Annotated in this window: 15 protein-coding genes; 11 read left to right on the plus strand and 4 right to left on the minus strand. The window is 40.2% G+C overall.

Annotated features, from left to right (window positions below):
- Nucleotides 1–37: 37 nt before the first annotated feature.
- The 9 genes from Q0954_RS03120 to Q0954_RS03160 all read left to right on the plus strand — a co-directional run bounded on the left by Q0954_RS03120 (nucleotide 38) and on the right by Q0954_RS03160 (nucleotide 12,824).
- Complete coding sequence (locus Q0954_RS03120; RefSeq protein WP_299453476.1) at nucleotides 38–724, plus strand: Crp/Fnr family transcriptional regulator; 687 nt, start codon at nucleotides 38–40, stop codon at nucleotides 722–724.
- A gap of 822 nt (nucleotides 725–1,546) precedes the next feature.
- The gene (locus Q0954_RS03125) at nucleotides 1,547–2,821 is read left to right on the plus strand and encodes a hydroxymethylglutaryl-CoA reductase (RefSeq protein ID WP_299453478.1); all 1,275 of its coding nucleotides are present in this window, start codon (nucleotides 1,547–1,549) and stop codon (nucleotides 2,819–2,821) included.
- Nucleotides 2,821–3,762 carry a UbiA family prenyltransferase gene (locus Q0954_RS03130; protein WP_002705490.1) on the plus strand — a complete coding sequence of 314 codons (942 nt, stop codon included), beginning with the start codon at nucleotides 2,821–2,823 and terminating at the stop codon, nucleotides 3,760–3,762. The genes Q0954_RS03125 and Q0954_RS03130 overlap by 1 nt, the downstream gene beginning before the upstream one ends.
- Nucleotides 3,759–6,338, plus strand: coding sequence for a PEP/pyruvate-binding domain-containing protein (locus Q0954_RS03135; protein WP_299453486.1), 2,580 nt, complete (start codon nucleotides 3,759–3,761; stop codon nucleotides 6,336–6,338). The genes Q0954_RS03130 and Q0954_RS03135 overlap by 4 nt, the downstream gene beginning before the upstream one ends.
- The gene (locus Q0954_RS03140; RefSeq protein ID WP_299453489.1) at nucleotides 6,338–7,423 is read left to right on the plus strand and encodes a DUF3419 family protein; all 1,086 of its coding nucleotides are present in this window, start codon (nucleotides 6,338–6,340) and stop codon (nucleotides 7,421–7,423) included. Before Q0954_RS03135 ends, Q0954_RS03140 begins: the two co-directional genes overlap by 1 nt.
- Complete coding sequence (locus Q0954_RS03145) at nucleotides 7,420–8,091, plus strand: hypothetical protein (protein WP_299453490.1); 672 nt, start codon at nucleotides 7,420–7,422, stop codon at nucleotides 8,089–8,091. The genes Q0954_RS03140 and Q0954_RS03145 overlap by 4 nt, the downstream gene beginning before the upstream one ends.
- A 25-nt stretch (nucleotides 8,092–8,116) precedes the next feature.
- Nucleotides 8,117–9,103: a hypothetical protein gene (locus tag Q0954_RS03150; RefSeq protein WP_299453492.1), complete on the plus strand. Its 987-nt coding sequence runs from the start codon at nucleotides 8,117–8,119 to the stop codon at nucleotides 9,101–9,103.
- A gap of 774 nt (nucleotides 9,104–9,877) precedes the next feature.
- Entirely contained in the window at nucleotides 9,878–11,395 is a 1,518-nt protein-coding gene (locus Q0954_RS03155; protein WP_299453495.1) for an AMP-binding protein, read from the plus strand.
- A 271-nt stretch (nucleotides 11,396–11,666) separates the two neighbouring features.
- Entirely contained in the window at nucleotides 11,667–12,824 is a 1,158-nt protein-coding gene (locus Q0954_RS03160) for a hypothetical protein (RefSeq protein ID WP_299453498.1), read from the plus strand.
- 228 nt (nucleotides 12,825–13,052) lie between these two features.
- Here Q0954_RS03160 and Q0954_RS03165 read toward each other — a convergent pair whose 3' ends face one another.
- The 4 genes from Q0954_RS03165 to Q0954_RS03180 form a co-directional block, all read right to left on the minus strand.
- Nucleotides 13,053–13,640 (minus strand): class I SAM-dependent methyltransferase, encoded by a 588-nt coding sequence (locus tag Q0954_RS03165; protein WP_299453501.1) that lies wholly within the window; start codon nucleotides 13,638–13,640, stop codon nucleotides 13,053–13,055.
- Between the two features lie 5 nt (nucleotides 13,641–13,645).
- A complete protein-coding gene (gene folB / locus Q0954_RS03170) occupies nucleotides 13,646–13,996 on the minus strand; it encodes a dihydroneopterin aldolase (RefSeq protein ID WP_002696928.1) in 351 nt (116 codons plus the stop codon).
- Between the two features lie 107 nt (nucleotides 13,997–14,103).
- Nucleotides 14,104–14,823 (minus strand): DivIVA domain-containing protein, encoded by a 720-nt coding sequence (locus tag Q0954_RS03175; protein WP_002696927.1) that lies wholly within the window; start codon nucleotides 14,821–14,823, stop codon nucleotides 14,104–14,106.
- A gap of 390 nt (nucleotides 14,824–15,213) precedes the next feature.
- Entirely contained in the window at nucleotides 15,214–16,128 is a 915-nt protein-coding gene (locus tag Q0954_RS03180) for a WD40 repeat domain-containing protein (protein WP_299453508.1), read from the minus strand.
- A gap of 159 nt (nucleotides 16,129–16,287) precedes the next feature.
- Here Q0954_RS03180 and Q0954_RS03185 point away from each other — a divergent pair, with 159 nt between their 5' ends.
- Nucleotides 16,288–16,932: a 4'-phosphopantetheinyl transferase superfamily protein gene (locus tag Q0954_RS03185; RefSeq protein ID WP_299453511.1), complete on the plus strand. Its 645-nt coding sequence runs from the start codon at nucleotides 16,288–16,290 to the stop codon at nucleotides 16,930–16,932.
- 130 nt (nucleotides 16,933–17,062) lie between these two features.
- Nucleotides 17,063–17,875, plus strand: an 813-nt coding sequence (locus tag Q0954_RS03190; protein ID WP_299453514.1) for a transposase, incomplete at its 3' end; no start/stop codon positions are given.

Consider the following 17,875-nt stretch of genomic DNA (forward strand, 5'->3'; position numbering starts at 1 on the left):
AGACTCATTCACCCTACTTCATTTAGCCCTCTGTTATATGCAACAAGATGTTAAATATTGGTACTTGCGCAATCATCAAATATTTTCACAAATTACTGATGACAAATACCAAGAGTTGTGTGTATGGGTTGGGTTTAAAAAAGCCATCAAAAACGAAGACATATTTTTTACCCATGAGCCTGTCAAGCGCATTTATTTTCTCAAAAAAGGCATGCTCAAAATCATCAGCCAGGACATTGATGGCAACGAGGTGACTAAAGATATTATTCAAAAAGGAGATATATTTGGCGAAATTGCTTTGGATGAAGCACCAGACGGAGAAACATCAGAATACGCTAAAGTAATCACCGATGAGGCTGTGATGTGCACTTTTACTCTCGAAAATTTTGAGAAAGTACTGGCTAAAAACCCCTCTATCTCTTTGAAATTTACCAAAAAGGTAGGTAATAAACTCAAAACCCTTGAGAATCGGTACAATCACCTGATTTTTAAAGATGTACGCACCAGGGTAATCCATTTTCTTAAAAAATTTGTTCAAGACAATGGAGAAGCACAAGGCAAACTGTGGTTGGCACGTAATTACCTTACTCATCAAGACATTGCTCACCTGACAGGGTCTACCCGCCAAACAGTTACTTCTATTCTCAACCAACTCAAAAAAGAAAATCAACTTATTTATTCACGCAACGAAATTGTAATTCTTGACCTCGATGGCTTAAGGTAAAGATTGCATCATTACACATTTTAGGCTAACCATTGCCCATTCCTGAAAGTTTAATGCTCTATAAGACATTAGAATTCAAAAAACGAACGATGCTCATTTTTTGGAGGCTTGACAGCAGGCAAAATAAACTCGAAATAGTGTATCACTTATCTTAGTACCCAATGCACTAGTGCTCTTTAGCCAAGAGTCAATTCTCCAATAATACATACAAACCACGAACTACGGGCTTACAAATAATCCAACATTGGCAAGTAATGGAGTATATACACCATAAACCAAAACCTAATTTAAGTACTATTACTCACTCAGTATTATCAAAAAAGCAAAACCTTAAAAAATACAGAATATTTTTTATTCAAATGTTTTAAAAAAGTTACATCCAGCCCGCTTTTGAATTCTCAAATCCTTCTATAAACTTCTGTGAATAGTACCAACTAAAGCACTGTTTTTTTACGCAAATGGTCAATAAACTGACACAAGCATACTTATTAAATATTTTGCATTAAAACACATTCACTACAATTTAACTAGCAAAATATGCAATTTTACATCTTTAAATTCTCTAATTCTACCAAATATGTCTTTTTTTAGGCAATATACAACTCCAACTTAAACAAATACCATAATTTTTCAACTTGCCTTAGTTAAACTTTTTACCTCTGTCCCGTATTGACTATAAACCCCTACTCATCTGGCGTGGTCATCAAAATTTTTCAACAAAGTATAGTACAAAAAAAGGAAGTTTAAAACGTAAGCACTTACAGACACACTTTCTTATAAATGTATGCTTTATCTTTGTTGGTTTAACTTAACATCCTACTTATGTCTTATAGCCATAAACACGTAAAAAAGGTACTTGAACAAATAGAAAAAGTAAAAAGTATTGAGGCGTATACACAGCAAATTGCTCCACTGACTCAAGAAGAAATTGACAAGTTAGACCGAAAAAGTTTTAACGGTTCAGCTACTACCGAAGGCTTAGAAGCAAGGTTGAGCTTCCTGGCTGAACAAGGAGTTTCGGTAGATCGGTTAACCAGCCACTCTGGTTTAGAGAGTCCAGAATCGCTTAAAGGCAATATTGAAAATTTTATAGGCATGGCACAAGTGCCCGTAGGCTTAGCAGGTCCTTTGTTGGTAAAAGGCTCAGAAGCGCAAGGCGACTTTTTTGTGCCATTGGCTACCACTGAGGGCGCCCTGATTGCCTCTTATAACCGAGGAATGAAAGCCTGCCGCTTGAGCGGGGGCATTACTTCGGTATGTTTGATAGAGGGTGTGCAACGTAGTCCTTTCTTTAAGTTTGATAACTTGGGTACGGTCGGGCTGTTTATCAAATGGGTATACCAACGCATGGACAAGTTCACAGAGATTGTAGAAAGCACCAGCCGTTTTGCCAAGCTCAATGACCTCAAAGCCAACATAGAGGGTAATAGTGTGATTCTTACCTTTGAATACCTTACTGGAGATGCAGCCGGACAAAACATGGTGACGATTTGCACCGACAAAATATGCAAATACATTTTGGCAAACTTTGATATAACCCCGCTTGAGTGGTACATAGAGGGCAATTACTCAGGAGATAAAAAGGCAACTACGCTATCGTTTGTAAATGTAAGAGGCAAAAAAGTAACTGCTGAGATAGTTATCCCCCGCTTTGTAGTAGATAAGGTACTAAAAACCACCCCCGAAAAAATCGCTCAATATTGGCAATCATCTACTTTAGGTGTGATCCAAAGTGGCGCCATTGGTGCGCAAGGGCATGTGGCCAATGGACTTACGGCTTTGTTTATTGCTTGTGGACAAGACGTTGCCTGCATCTCTGAATCATCTATTGGGCTTACCCGAATGGAAACTAACGCTGATGGCGATTTATATGTGTCGGTTACTTTACCCTCACTTATTGTGGGTACGGTGGGTGGAGGCACCTCACTTGCCACCCAAAAAGAATGCCTTGAAATGTTGGGCTGTGCTGGCGCCAACAAAGCCAAGAAATTTGCTGAAATCTGTTGTGCAGTAGCACTTGCTGGCGAAATATCAATTGCTTCGGCTATGTCTGCCGACCATTTTACTAATGCTCACCAAAAACTGGGAAGAAAATAATGAGTAACCCTGAAGAAAACTATCTACCGTTTGCTAAACGTTTTTTAATTTATCAAAAAGAAAGATTTCCTTTTATTGCCCATGGAATTATGATTTCAGCTTTCACATTTTCGGCTGTATCTTATTCAAGAATTTGTCGGGGAAAAGAAGGCTTTATCAATTGGTCAGACTTTTTTATTGGCGTTTTTGCCACTGTGACCCTTTTCTTTTTGGTCAGAATATTCGACGAATTCAAAGACCATGAAGATGATATAAAATACCGTACTTACCTGCCTGTCCCTCGTGGCCTAATGTCGCTTCAGGAACTTAAAATAATAGGTTTGGTAGTGGGGATTACCCAAATAGCAGTCATTGCTATTTTCCAATTACAAATGCTCTATTTGTATGTGATTGTGCTCCTGTATTTGTGTTTGATGGGAGTAGAGTTTTTTGTACCTGAGTGGCTCAAAAAACGCCAAATCATATACATTACCTCACACATGGTCATTATTCCACTAATTGATATTTATGCCAGTGGGTTAGATTGGCTGTTGGGGGGTGGGCATCCACACTGGGGGCTTGCCTGGTTTTTTGCTGTATCATATACCAATGGTTTGGTGCTAGAGTTTGGGCGTAAGATAAGAACCCCTGAAGGCGAAGAACCCAACGTAGTGTCTTATACTGGGTTGTATGGTACCCGTGGAGGTACTTTGATATGGATAGGGCTCATGTTTACCACTATGTTGTTAGCCATTGGGGCATCTTATTATGCCAATTACAGCAGTTGGGCAATCCTTATTTTGGGTGTATGCTTTGTGTTATGTTCATTGCCGGGTTGGTCTTTTTTAAAAACACCTACTGCCAAAAAAAGTAAATACATAGAATACACCACCGCACTGTGGACCATATTGATGTACCTCGCCTTGGGCGGCATTCCAATGTTGAAAGGATTATTGTCATGATATTTATTCCAAGTATAGAAAAAACCGCCCCAGAAGGCATAGGAGGCAAAGCCAGTAATTTACTTCGTTTGGTAAAAATGGGCGCACAAGTACCTGCCTGGGCAGTAGTGCCTCAGGTTGTGTTGCTTGATCAATTGTCTGGGCAAACCGACAAAACCAGTATCAAAGCTGAATTTGAACAACTGAAAGTACCACAAGAGGTGTTAACGGCATTGCAAACCTACTTTGGTGATAATTATAACAGTAAAACCTACGCAGTGCGCTCGTCGGCTATGGATGAGGATGGCAGTCAATTTTCTTTTGCCGGACAGTTCGAAACCTTTCTGCACGTTTCGTTTGACCAATTGGCTGAAAAAATCAAAGCCATTTGGCAGTCGGTAGTATCTGATAGGGTGATGACCTACCGTGAAGAAAATAACTTACCGCTACAGTTAGGTATTGGTGCCATTGTACAAGAAATGGTGGCTGCCGAAGTAGCTGGAGTTGCCTTTGGAATGAACCCAGTATCGGGCGATAAAGAAAGTAAAGTAATTTCGGCAGTGTATGGGTTGGGCGAAGGGTTGGTGTCGGGTGAACTAGACGCAGATACATTTACGCTTTCGCCAAAAGGCACTGATACTCAATTGGCGCATAAAACCCATGCTTTGTTAAGAAAACCAGCAGGCAATGGTATAGAAAAAGTCCCCTTAGATGCCACTAAAAGTGATGTGGCTACTTTGCAAGATACCGAACTGAAAGAAATAGCGGCTTTGCTGGATCGTTTGGACGAACACTTGGGCACCCCACAAGACATTGAGTTTGCCTATGCAAATAACCAATTATACTTGTTGCAAACCCGCCCTATTACTGCTGCCGGAAGCAAGCCAGAAGGCGAATATATTTTGTGGGACAACAGCAACATTATAGAGTCTTATCCGGGCATTACTACTCCTCTTACCTTTTCATTTATTATAAAGATGTACGAAATGGTATACCGTCAGTTTGTGGGTATTATGGGAGTAACCGATAAGGAAATTAACCGCCATTCAGAGGTGTTTGCCAATACATTGGGGTTGGTACGAGGCAGGGTATATTATAACTTGCTCAACTGGTATAAAATGTTGGCAATGCTGCCTGGTTACTCTATCAACGCCGAAAACATGGAACGGATGATGGGGGTAAAAGAGCGCTTTGAACTGGAAGATGACTTTGGAATGAGCAAGGGACGAGCGCGTTGGCGAATGCTGACGATGGGAATAAAGATGATTCAAAAACAATTTGGGCTACCCAGAGAAAGAAGAAAGTTTTTGAGCCAGCTCAAGTCTATTATGGCATCGTATGATGCTATTGATTTTGATGCATTGACTCCAGCCCAAATCATTGCCCACTATAATAAGTTCGAGTCATCGCTGTTGATGCGTTGGAAAGCTCCCTTGGTCAATGATTTTTTTGCTATGATTTGGTTTGGAATGCTTGAAAAACAAGCCATTAAATACTGCCCTGACCAACCCAATATTCATAACGATCTATTGTGCGGAAGCCAGGATATTATTTCGGTAGAGCCCATTCACCGAAGCATAGCTATAGCTGCATTAGTCAGCCAAAATAAGGAAGCTAAAGCACTTTTTATAGACAAAACACCCGATGAGATATGGGCTGAGTTATGCAATGGGGCTTTTCCAGAAGTCAAGCAAAAACTGGAAGAATACATCCAATTGTTTGGCAACCGTTGTGTGGGAGAGCTTAAGCTCGAAACAATATCTTATGCCCAAAAACCTGCCTTGTTTGTCAAGGTTATCAAGTCTTATGTGACACAGGGCATTACCCAAAAAAGAAGCGAGTCTAACATTGAAGAAGAACTGAGAGAAACAGCCGAAAAGAAAATATTTGGTGCACTTAAGGGGAAAGGTGTTAAACGTTGGTGGTTTAAGTATGTACTTAACAAAGCGCGTGACTTGGTAAGCAACCGCGAAAATCTGCGCTACGAAAGAACCAAGGGCTTTGGTATGGTGCGACGAATGTTCTCAGCATTGGGCAAAAAATTACACGATGCCGGGCATTTGCAAGACCCAAGAGATGTGTTTTACCTAGAGCTTGCTGAGATTAAGTCTTTGGAAAAAAATCCTTTTAGCGAAAACTTAAAAGAGCACATTGTTGCCCGCAAAAAAGAGTTTGCTGCGTATAAAAACCAAAAGCCTCCGCAGGAACGCTTTTTTACTTATGGACACAACTTTACAGACGAGTACATTTATTCGCTGGAAAAAATAGAAGATGCTGAACAAGACTTAAATGGCATTGGTTGCTGCCCTGGCATTGTACAGGCAAAGGTAAGGGTAGTGATGGACCCGAACGAAACTGACTCACTAAACGGGGATATTTTGGTGACTTCAAGCACCGATCCGGGTTGGGTAACTTTGTTCCCTACGGCTTCGGCAATTATAGTAGAGCGTGGAAGTTTGCTGAGCCATTCGGCTATAGTATCACGCGAGATGGGGATTCCTTGTATAGTAAGTGTTACCGGGCTTTTGCGCACCCTAAAGTCTGGCGATGAAGTATTGATGGATGGAAGTACAGGCAAAATTAAAATTATAGAGTAATGAGTGAACAGTTAAAAAAAGTCAGGCACGATTACATACGTTACGCCAATTGCTGGGAAGACGCAGACATTTTGTTAGACGCCCTACAAGTAGGCAACAACGACCGGGTATTGTCTATAGGCTCGGCAGGAGACAATAGTTTTTCTATGCTTGCCCAAGATGCTGAACTGGTAGTGGCAGTAGATATTAACCCAGTACAGCTCAATTTGATTGAACTAAAAAAAGCAGCAATTGCTACACTCAATCACCAAGAGTTTTTACAGTTTCTGGGGTTTGAAGAATGTAAGCACCGTTGGGAGCTTTTCCAGGCGGTAAAAAGTGAGCTTTCGAGCGAAATAGCCAGCTTTTGGGCAAACAGACGCCAAGAGATAGAAGAAGGCATTATTTACCAAGGGAAGTTTGAAAAATACTTCAAACTATTTCATAAAAAGGTTTTACCCCTTATTCATACCAAGAAACGCATCAAGCGATTGTTTGAGTTAAAAAGCGCCAACGAACAAGCCGAGTATTTCAATGCTTCGTGGAACAATCGCAGGTGGCGGCTATTATTCAAGATATTCTTTAGCCGATTTGTCATGGGTAGATTGGGGCGTGACCCTCAGTTTTTGAAAGAAGTAGAGGTTCCTGTTTCTACTTTTATTGCCAGCACTGCCAACGACCACTTAAGTTCGGTGGCTTGTCAACAAAATTATTTTTTGCAGTTTATTCTTACTGGTAAATTCAACACGGCGCTGCCACATTATGCCAGAAAAGAAAACTTTGAACTTATTAAGCCTCGCATCCACCGAATGACAGTGTACAACGGGCTTGCCGAGGATGCTTTCAAAGCATTTGAAGGTTTTAATAAGTTTAACTTATCTAATATTTTCGAATATATGAACCCTGAACTTTTCCAATCGGTGAGCGAAAACCTATGGCAAGAAGCCTTATCAGGAGCACGCTATGCCTATTGGAACCTAATGGTGCCCAGACGCATGTCGAAAATACTTTCGGGGTTATTCTATGATGAAGCCAACGCCCAACACCTTTCCCAGCAAGACAAAGGGTTCTTTTATGGTAACTTTATAATTGATGTAAAATCATGAGCGAAAACCTGTTGAACACTATTTATTTGTCTATAGCTTATTTAGTGCTGTTTGCCAGTGCAGAGTTTTTCTATCATCGCCTAAAAACAAGGGCAGAGATTACGCGCAAGTATGTACACATTGTCACTGGTTTGCTCACGATGCTGTTCCCTCCTTTGATTCAAAATCATTGGTTGGTATTGTTACTTTGTAGCAGTTTTCTTATCATTTTGCTCGCATCTTTATATTTCAAACTATTGCCTTCTATCAATGCAGTAGAGCGCACCACCAGAGGTAGTATTTTGTATCCTGTTATTGTGTATTGTTGTTACCTGATGTATATCAGTCAAGATCAGTTTATATTTTACTACATTCCTATATTAATACTGACCTTGTGCGACCCAATGGCTGCATTGGTAGGCAAACACTTTCCCAGAGGTAAGTACATCACTTTTGGGCATTGTAAAACCTTGAGTGGTTCGGCAGGTTTTTTTGCTGCGGCTGTCATTACCAGCCTTTGCCTTGTAGTTGGGCTGGAGCAAATGACCTTAACCAAAACCTTGATTATTACTATAAGTGTAGCTGTGGTAACTACCATAGCCGAGGCACTGAGCCACAAAGGTTACGACAACTTAACTATTCCTTTTAGTGCGTTGGCGATGCTAATGCTGATTAATCACTACTTATAAAATGACTTATAAAGTGACCTGTTCAATGCCTGGTGAAACAACACACGAGGCATTTAACAACTTGCCCCATCGTTTATATACTTCAGATAGCCCGCGGTTTCAATTGGGCAACGAGCCTGTGTCAACTCACCTGACAGGTTGCTATGTATTATGGCAAAATGAGGTACCAGTAGGTAGGTTTGCCTTTTATGAAAACCCTGGTTTGCAATACCAGCATTCTTTGGCGGCTTGTATAGGTAGTTATGAGTGTAAAAACGACCCAGCAGTCAGTCGACAACTCATAGAAGAAGCCATTGCTTTGGCAAAAAGCAAAGGCTATAGTTGGTTGATTGGTCCCATGGAAGGGTCTACCTGGAATAATTACCGATTTAGCACACACCATCAACAGGTTCCCTTTTTTATGGAGCCTTACCACCACTTATATTATAACGACCAGTTTATACAAGCAGGATTTAAACCCATTGCCAACTATTATTCTAATCTTGACCAAAGCTTGGAGTATGATGCTCAGGCTTTGGCTCAAGCCAAAAAAGGCTATGAGGATGAAGGGGCAGTTTTCAGAAGCATAGATATGGAAAACTTTGAAGATGACCTGAAAAAGATTGGACAGCTCAGCATTAATGGTTTTGCCGAAAACTTCTTGTATACCCCTATTTCGGTAGATGAATTTGTAAGCAAATATGCTCGGCTTAAACAGTTTTTTGACCCAAAGCTTATCACTATTGTAGAGGATGCCAAAGGTGAACTACAGGCATTGAGTTTTAATCTTAAAAACTTTAATGATCCTTCGGGCAAAAGCATGATTGTAAAAAGCCTGATGCGAAGCAAGTCTTGTATTTTTAAAGGAGTTGGTAGTTATTTGGTAGGCAAAACTACCCAAACTGCTAAAGAAATGGGGTTTGAACAGATCATTCATGCATTTATTATCCGGGGCAATGCTTCACAAAATATCTCTGAAAAGTATTCGGCCAATGAATACAAATCTTATGCTTTGTACGGGTTAAAGTTGTAATGTCTATCAGGCAATGCAACTACTCAGAAAAAAAACAGTCATTTTTACTATTACCTTAACGCACTTTAAACTAAACTTCTCCTACTCTTAACTTCTTTGGGCTTGGTACAAACAGTACTGTAGACAAAGAAAGAGCAGGAACTCTTGTTTTTACTTTGTTTTTGGACAAAACTAAAAATATACTAAGATGAAAGTGATTTTAGGATTTACAGGATTAGCTTTGCTGAGCTCAGCACAGCTGTAGCTTCGGTTGATTAATGTTGGTATTCAGGCAATTAGTCAAAATCCATCCTCAAAACCATTTTTGTTTAAGTATAGCTGGTAGAATGAGCTAAAGTTGCATTACTTTGCTTAGGAATGGTACCAAAATAAATTTACATTCTTAACCTCATCTTTTGAGGCTATACTTTGTTAAAAAATAGCCGAATAGCGCTGCTATTAGCCGATTTTTTACCGCGTCTAGCAACAAAATATTTTAGCGTTACTATAGAAATTTATTTTTACACCATTCCTTAGGAATTGTTCAAAAATAAATTTACACTCTGAGGGGTGATTTTTCGCCTTGATACTTCGTTATTTTTATTGCCCGTAGCGCTGCTATGGGCGCAAAAAATAGCCTCGTCTCAAAACAAAACCTCTACCTCAAGAATGGTAATTTAATTTCTCACCATTCCTTAGCAATCTGTGCCTTGTCAAACTACATTTTATTTTTACCAACAACTTGTTATACATCCTGTATCTTCTGGCGCAACCTAAACAACATAAAGAGATTCAATGAAAACTAAACTAACCAACATATCAGAGTTGTTTTTGAACGCTGCTAAAAAGCACCCTAACAATGTAGCTATTATAGATAAAAATGATCAATCCATTACTTATGCACAACTTGCTGAAGATGTAAAAGCAACCGCAGCTTATTTTCAACGCAAAGGCATTGGTAAAGGCGACCGGGTGTTGGTGTTTGTACCTATGGGTATAGATTTGTACCGCATAGTACTTGCGTTGTTTTATATTGGGGCTACGGCGGTTTTTCTGGACGAATGGGTGAGTAAAAAGCGCATGGAGCTATGCTGCCAGTTGGCTGACTGTAAAGGGTTTATTGGTGTCTGGAAAGCCCGGATATTTGCCTTATTTTCCAAAGAACTCAGGCGTATCCCAATAAAACTAAGCCTGAAGAAAAAACATAAAACAGGAGTGCCTGTTACTCAAGTACCCCCAGATACTACTGCACTGATTACATTTACTACGGGTAGTACGGGAATTCCTAAGGCTGCCAATCGTACTCATGCGTTCCTGCGTGAACAATTTGATGCCCTGCTGGAAGAAATTCACCCAAAGGCACGTGACGTAGATATGCCTGTGTTGCCTATAGTATTGTTTGTAAACCTGGGGGTAGGTTGCACATCGGTTATTGCCGATTTTAAGATGACCAAGCCTGAAGCCATCAATGAAGCAGTAATTATAGAGCAAATCAATAAACATCAGGTAAACCGCATGATTGCTTCACCATTTTTTATCAAGCGTTTGGCGCAATATGCTATAGAGCAAAAAGTAGAACTCCCCCAAATAAAGAAGGTTGTGACAGGTGGGGCTCCAGTGTTCCCTCAGGAAGCTACCTTATATGTAAAAGCATTCCCTCAAGCAACCTCCATGGTGGTGTATGGCTCTACCGAGGTAGAACCGATTAGCTCTATTGATGCCCAGACCTTGAGCCAAGCCCCTGAAACATTGCCCGAAGGTTTGCCAGTAGGCGATATTTTTCATAAAACCGAAGTACGTATTATCCGCGTAAGCGATGGAAATATTCCTGCATGTAGTGCACTGGCACTAGACGAAATGACGCTGGAAGATGGTGTTATAGGCGAAATTATAGTAGCAGGAGCACATGTGCTTAAACAGTACTTTAAAAATGATGCTGCTTTTCGCCAAAACAAGATTATAGTAGGCAATAAAATATGGCACCGTACTGGGGACAGTGGACTCAAAAAGGGGAATCAATTACTACTTACAGGTCGTTGCGCCCAATTAATTGAGTTTGAAGAAGGTTATTTATCGCCTTTTATTATAGAAAACCAGTTGGTTAATATAGCTGGGGTAACTATGGGTACCTTACTAGAAATGAACCAACAGCGTATACTGGTACTAGAGTCGGTCTTAAACAAAGAGATATTAGCACCTAAAGTGGGCAACATCCCCTATGACAAGCTACAAGTAGTCGCACAAATTCCTCGCGACGCCCGGCACCATTCCAAAATAGATTATGGGGCACTGAAGCTGCAACTTGGAGCATAGTTTTGTTGGTAATATTCACAGGCTTTTCCCTTACAAACTGGGCAAGCCCTCAGATGCCGATGCATATCGGTGTAATTGACGAGTTATATTTAATTTTGCCTTGGCATTTATCATATTGTTTTTTTAGTTTAGTAACGTGTTCGCCCCGTAAACGGGATTTCGGGCGTAGCCCTCAACAATAACTGTCCGATTTAGAAACTTATTTTGAGCACGTTACTTATAAAATCATTCTACATTTGAAGCTTTTAAACTAACTTTATTCTTGCCCAGTATGAGTGAATTTCAATTTTATGGGTTTCGTAGCATAGATCGAAACTTAAGTAAAGAAGAACAACGTAAAATTGGTAGTTTATCTAGCAGAACAACCCCCAGCTCCAACAGCGCCACATTTGTGTATCATTATGGAAATTTTCCTGCAAATGAAGAAGCAATACTTGAGCAATACTTTGATGTAATGCTTTACTATGCCAACTGGGGTACTCGCAAGGTAATGTTTCGTTTGCCCATTGAGGCAGCCAACTATGAAGACATGGTTCAGTACCAACAGGCTTTTGAGGATAGTTATGATAATGGTGTTAGTATCTTTAAAAAAGGTGCCCATGTTATTGTAAAAGTAGAGTTTAACGATGAACCAGATGACTATGGGGAAGACCCTGAAGAGTATTTTCAGGAAATGACTCAATGGCGACAATTGCTCATGGACGGGGATAATAGATTGTTATTTCTTGCTTGGTTACACACTCAAAGCTTAATTAGCCTGGATGAGGAGTATGAAGATCACGAAGAAAACTCAAAGTCGCTTCCTGTGCCACATATTCCTCACAACATTACATCGCTTCAGCGGACACTCAAAGATTTTGTCAACTTTTTTAACATTTCTCCTGATTGGATCAATGCTGCGGCAAACTTAGTCAAACAATCTCCTGCGCCCCCTGATGCACCTTCTTATAACTATGTAAAATTGATTGAGCAGCTGCCTGAGGCTACAAAAAACAAGTATTTATACAAGTTGCTTCACCAAGAAGTTAATTTACACTTAAAACTCAAAAATGATCTTGAAGAGTTATCAGGCGTTGTTAAACCCACCAAAAAGTTAAGCAAGTGGACAACTGAGGACTTATATAATGAAGTACAGGAAGCAAAACAAGAGACTAAACGTAGGGCAAAAAAACAAGCCGAAGAGCAAGCGCGTAAAAAACTCGTAAAACTGGTTGCTGATGAACCTCAACTTTGGAAAGACACCATATTTAATATTGAGCGTTTTGACCGGAAGGGTTATGAAAACGCCACCAAAAACCTAAAGGCATTGTTGAAGGTAGCCAAACACCTTGACAAGCTAGATGAGTATACAACCAAACTGGAAAATATCAAAGCTAACTATAGTAGTAAAAGAAGCTTGATAGCTATGCTTAAAGAAATAGTGTATTAAGAGTTTGTTTAAAATTAGCTGAAAAGGCTGAGTCCCCAAGACAAGTTTGCATTGGCGTCAACTTAACTTTTCAATTGAGGCATTTAAATTACTGATAAACAATACCTTAATTTAAAGATAAGCACCTGTTAAAGTTACTTGATCTTGATATATTAAGAACACACACGGGACGCGTGCACCAGCCGTGAGATTGCACCCCCATACAACACTTATTATCAGAAATTTACACTAATCATTCCAACTATAACTCTTAAGTTTTACCTTCTTACCACGTTTGGTGAGGGTAAAGTCTTCAAAATCGAGTTGTACCTGCGCCAGGTCTTCCAGGGCAGGACGTTTGTGTGGAGTAATAATGATCAATTGACGGGTAAGTTGAAACAGGTTGGAAACCAATGGATACAACTGTTTTTCGGGGCAAAGGTGCATAGCAAAGCTACAAATAATGCTGCTAAACTCTTGATTGGGTTGTTGGTCTGCTACCCACTGATTGAGTCTGCCCTGTATTACCTCCTGAAAATTGTAAGTAAGGCAGGTTTGCCCAACTTGCTGTTGGTACAACTCATGGGTGTAGGGGTCACAGCCTTGTACGTCGGCAAAACCCATTGCTTGCAAAATACGGCTTACTTCTCCTCCACCTGCACAAAAATCAAGTATGTGGGTATAACCTATCTTTGACTGGTTTTGCTGTAGCAGTTTTTCAATCTGTGTAAAGTGAGGATTTTCGTAGGCATCGCCGTGTTGTTGGTAATAGGCATCTACGCCCTGTTCGGCGTATTGATTGCGAATAGCATCTTCGTTTTTAGGCTTTTGTGGCATTTAGTTTAGCGTTTGTGTGTTACTTTTGCCCACTTACAAACCCCCCCTACTGGAGGATTAAACTTTGCTACGCTTGCTTCTACTGAGGTCAGATTAGGGTATTTTTCATGGGTGGCCTCTACTATTCGATAAGCCAACGACTCCAGAAGCTTAGAGGGCTGTTTCATGATGGCTTTTACCAATTCGTACACTTCGCCATAATGTACTGTGGCCGTAATGGTGTCTTCTTTGGCTGCTTCCAAAAAATCAGTTTCTATGGTAATATCTACCCGGTATTTGTTGCCTATTTTTTGCTCTTCCTGGTATACGCCATGATAGGCAAAAAACTCTAAACCTTCTAATGCAATAAGACCCATAATTTATTAAAATAGTTACGTTAGTTGACCTGATTGTCAGTCGTCAAAAACGCGAATAAAACTTTTAGATTTGTTTCCACCAAATAAAGTGGCTTTTATGACAACGATTAGCCTATTTTATCAAAAAACGACTCACTTCCGGTGTTGTTTTCAGCTACATTGGCTTCAGTCACTTCTTCATTTTTTTCGGGTTCTTCATCTTCCTGATATATTTTAGCTTTTTGCAAGTCAAGCAACTCCTGTTTTTCTTCCAGAATTTGCTGAGCTTCTTCTATTTTTTTCTCAAAATACTCGCTGGATGTTTTAGACTCCAGTCGGTCAATTTTTTCGAGCGACTCTTTGATATAAGTTCTTACCTCAATCAGTAGATTGTCGCGGTGTGTTTCCAGCACTTTATAATCCCTTTCGCGCTCACGCAACTCTTCTACCATTTCGTCTAAAATATTGCGGGCGCGGGCGTGGGCTTTTTGCACAATGGCGCGTGCCTGGCTTTGAGCTTCTTTGATGATTACATCAGATTTTAGCTGAGCTTCTTGTATTTTTATTTCTGACGAACGGCGTGCCTGGTCTACCAAATTGGCTCCAGCGTCTTCAGCCGTTTTGAGGGTTTTGAAAAGAGCATCTTCGTTTTCGCGTGATGTACTAATTTCTTTTTCCAGGTACTGAATACGAATGCTTGACTCTTTGTTTTCATCCAGAATTTTTTCCCAGTGTTCGGCCAAAAACTCTAAAAACCGGCTTACCTCTTCAGTATCGAAGCCTTTCTTCATGAAGCCTTTCTGCTTGCCAAAGTCTTTCTTTTTTATTTCGATGGGCGTAATCTTCATAAATTTCTGTTTTGATTGGTCTAAAAGTGATATTCTAATGCCATAAATACTTTACATCATGGCTTTATTTTGATTGCTAAGGAATGGTGTAAAAATAAATTTCTATAGTTTAATAAAATATTTTGTTGCTAGACGAGGCAAAAAATCGGCTAATAGCATCGCTATTCGGCTATTTTTTAACAAAGTATAGCCTCAAAAGATGAGGTTAAGAATGTAAATTTATTTTGGTACCATTCCTAAGGAATGGTGTAAAAATAAATTTCTATAGTTTAATAAAGTTTTGCAACATATTGCAAAACTATACAGCCATTGGACAAATCAACAACCAAAATAAATATAATTAAATTACTGATAACATCATAATAGCGGCAATGAGCAAATTAACTCAATTTATGGAAATTTCAAACTCCATACAGATACAGTTCGGTCATCGCTTGCCGAAACCACAAAGTTTTGATAAGCCGACCACCACAGTTTATTGACCGAGGTAGCGTGCCCGGCGTGCCGCGATTTATCAATGACTTTAAGTAACTTGAACATGTGGGCATCCCAAACCTTGATGGACTTGTCCATACTGCCTGTAACAAAGTACTGCCCATCGGGGCTAAAATCTAACGAATTGAGGGCGTACATGTGCGCCACAATAGATTGGTGTAAAGCGTAGCCTTGGCTTACGTTCCAAACCTTCAAGTGTGCATCACGCCCACCACTCACCAAGTACTGTCCATCGGGCGAATAACGCAGGGCAAATACTGAGTTGCTATGGGCAGCAATGGTGTGTTGTAAATCAAGTGTTTCAGTATCGAACACCCTGATATGGTGGTCGCTGTAGCCAATCGCAAAGCTTTTTTGGTTGGGATGCACCGCAATCACCCTTGCGTGCTTGTCCGATGCTTTCAAGTGTTTACGCACTGCCCAGTTTTCAAAGTCAAGAGCTACTACCAACCCTTCTCCACAAGCCACCAAAACAAGGTTACCAATGCTTTGAATGTCAAATATTTGAGCAGAGGTGAGTTCTATAGACTTGAGTTCCTTTTTAGAATCTAAATCTATGAGATGCAAGCCAGAGAAATTGTGCCCTACCAGCAACTGATTGCCTGCTTCGCGGTAATGTAAAGCATACACAGAGTTTTGTACTTTGGCTACCATATCGCCTATTTCAGGCTTTTCGAGGTTCCAACGTGCCACCATCCCATTGCCATCTGCCGAAAAAAATATGTTGGCTTTTTTGCTGGGGGCAAGCCCATAAACACAGTCGTTGTGTCCGGTAAGGGTAGCCATTTTTGTCACTTCTATTTTGCTCATCACCAAAAGTAATAATTTTTCTGTAAATTGCTCCCAATTTTAATTGCCTACAAGAGTATGTTTCAATTACACCTTTTTTGTTGTATAGCCAAACGTTAAAATGCTCTCACCTTTACCACAAAAATTAGCTTCAGGCACTGATTTTGAAAAACGCATACAATGCCACTTATACACGTAGAAAACAGTAATCCACAATGCAGCTGGGGCATTTGGGAGATCAAAGAGAGTTCACAAGAATTAATACAAGCACTTTCTCCCCGTTCTTCAGAAGCGTTTTATCTAAACGATATAGAGCACGAAGCCAAAAAGTGCGAATCAACTGCTGCCCGTCTGGTCATCAAAAAGCTGCTTGAGCTACAGCACGAAGAATATATGGGTATTCTGAAAGGTACCAATGGCAAACCTTACCTTGCAGATGGGGCTTACCGTATATCTTTGTCGCACACCGAAAACTACGCTGTAGGCATTATACATACCTCCAAAGAGGTAGGCATAGACATAGAGCGGGTACAAGGCAAATTGCTTAAAATTGCCAAAAGAATTTTATCTAAAGAGGAACAAATAGAGGTAGATAATAACCTGGAAAAGATCACTGTTTACTGGAGCGCCAAAGAAACTTTGTATAAAATTCACTCCAAGGGACAGTTATTTTTTAGTAGTGATTTACTTATTAGCCCGTTTCGGCTTGCCCAACGTGGTGAACTTCAGAGCTTTCTGAGGATAAATGGCAGGCTAAACGAACATACATTGCATTATTACCAGTTTAATAAGGACTACTATATTTGCTTTGGGCAGGCCAATTAGTGTCAGGAGTTACTATAGGTGCAAGGTGTAAGCTACAAATCGCAAGTCCTTAGCTCGACTTTAGCCATTTGCAAAAAAGAAACCCACTACGGTAAAAACAAGTTAAAATTGTGACCAAACATTTTTAACAATGCAAATATTCCCGAATGAGTTTCTAGATGTGATAATACAATTTAAAGGTGTGTTTTCAAAGCGTATATATTCGCATGTTCAATTTTTACTGGCAGGGGCAATCTTATGTCAAGGTAAACGAACCATAAGCTCTGTGCTTCGCATCTTGGGTTTGAGTAAGGTAAAGAACTTTGGCAAGTACCATCGTGTTTTGAGTAGAGCCAATTGGTCATCATTAAGATGTTCTAAAATTTTACTTCATCAACTTCTTAAGTTATTGCTTCCCGGAGATAAGTTAGTATTTGGGATAGATGAGACTATTGAACGCAGGTGGGGTAGAAAAATCAGTAAACGAGGAATTTACAGGGATAGTGTCCGGAGTAGTAAATCTCATTTTGTCAAGTGTAGTGGATTGCGTTGGCTTTGTGTGATGTTGCTGGTGAATGTTCCTTGGGCTGGTCGCGTTTGGGCACTTCCTTTTCTAAGCACCCTTGCCCCAAGCGAAGGTTATGCACAGAAACAGGGCAAGGTTCATAAAACAGTCATCCAGCGAGCAGCTCAGCTAATTTCATTGATAAAACACTGGTTACCTGATAGGGAAATAATTGTAGTGGGAGATAATAGTTATGCCTGTATGGAGCTACTTAATAGGGTATGTAAGTTGGCAACAGTGATAGCAACTATGCGCATGGATGCTGCTCTTTATGACTTTGTTCCTCCACGTCTGTCAGGGCAAAGAGGTCCCAATCGTAAAAAAGGGGATAAATTGCCCAAGCTAACGGAGGTATTGGAAAACCCTCAAACAGTTTGGCAGATGATTACGATTACTGAG

Source organism: uncultured Microscilla sp. (assembly GCF_947493425.1).
Lineage (GTDB): Bacteria > Bacteroidota > Bacteroidia > Cytophagales > Microscillaceae > Microscilla.

Coding starts and splice junctions, on each gene's coding strand:
- Q0954_RS03160 (WP_299453498.1), top strand. CDS start 11,667: ATGAGTGAATTTCAATTTTATGGGTTTCGTAGCATAGATCGAAACTTA.
- Q0954_RS03145 (WP_299453490.1), top strand. CDS start 7,420: ATGAGCGAAAACCTGTTGAACACTATTTATTTGTCTATAGCTTATTTA.
- Q0954_RS03130 (WP_002705490.1), top strand. CDS start 2,821: ATGAGTAACCCTGAAGAAAACTATCTACCGTTTGCTAAACGTTTTTTA.
- Q0954_RS03185 (WP_299453511.1), top strand. CDS start 16,288: ATGCCACTTATACACGTAGAAAACAGTAATCCACAATGCAGCTGGGGC.
- Q0954_RS03150 (WP_299453492.1), top strand. CDS start 8,117: ATGCCTGGTGAAACAACACACGAGGCATTTAACAACTTGCCCCATCGT.
- Q0954_RS03155 (WP_299453495.1), top strand. CDS start 9,878: ATGAAAACTAAACTAACCAACATATCAGAGTTGTTTTTGAACGCTGCT.
- Q0954_RS03180 (WP_299453508.1), bottom strand. CDS start 16,128: ATGAGCAAAATAGAAGTGACAAAAATGGCTACCCTTACCGGACACAAC.
- Q0954_RS03135 (WP_299453486.1), top strand. CDS start 3,759: ATGATATTTATTCCAAGTATAGAAAAAACCGCCCCAGAAGGCATAGGA.
- folB (WP_002696928.1), bottom strand. CDS start 13,996: ATGGGTCTTATTGCATTAGAAGGTTTAGAGTTTTTTGCCTATCATGGC.
- Q0954_RS03125 (WP_299453478.1), top strand. CDS start 1,547: ATGTCTTATAGCCATAAACACGTAAAAAAGGTACTTGAACAAATAGAA.
- Q0954_RS03140 (WP_299453489.1), top strand. CDS start 6,338: ATGAGTGAACAGTTAAAAAAAGTCAGGCACGATTACATACGTTACGCC.
- Q0954_RS03120 (WP_299453476.1), top strand. CDS start 38: ATGCAACAAGATGTTAAATATTGGTACTTGCGCAATCATCAAATATTT.
- Q0954_RS03175 (WP_002696927.1), bottom strand. CDS start 14,823: ATGAAGATTACGCCCATCGAAATAAAAAAGAAAGACTTTGGCAAGCAG.
- Q0954_RS03165 (WP_299453501.1), bottom strand. CDS start 13,640: ATGCCACAAAAGCCTAAAAACGAAGATGCTATTCGCAATCAATACGCC.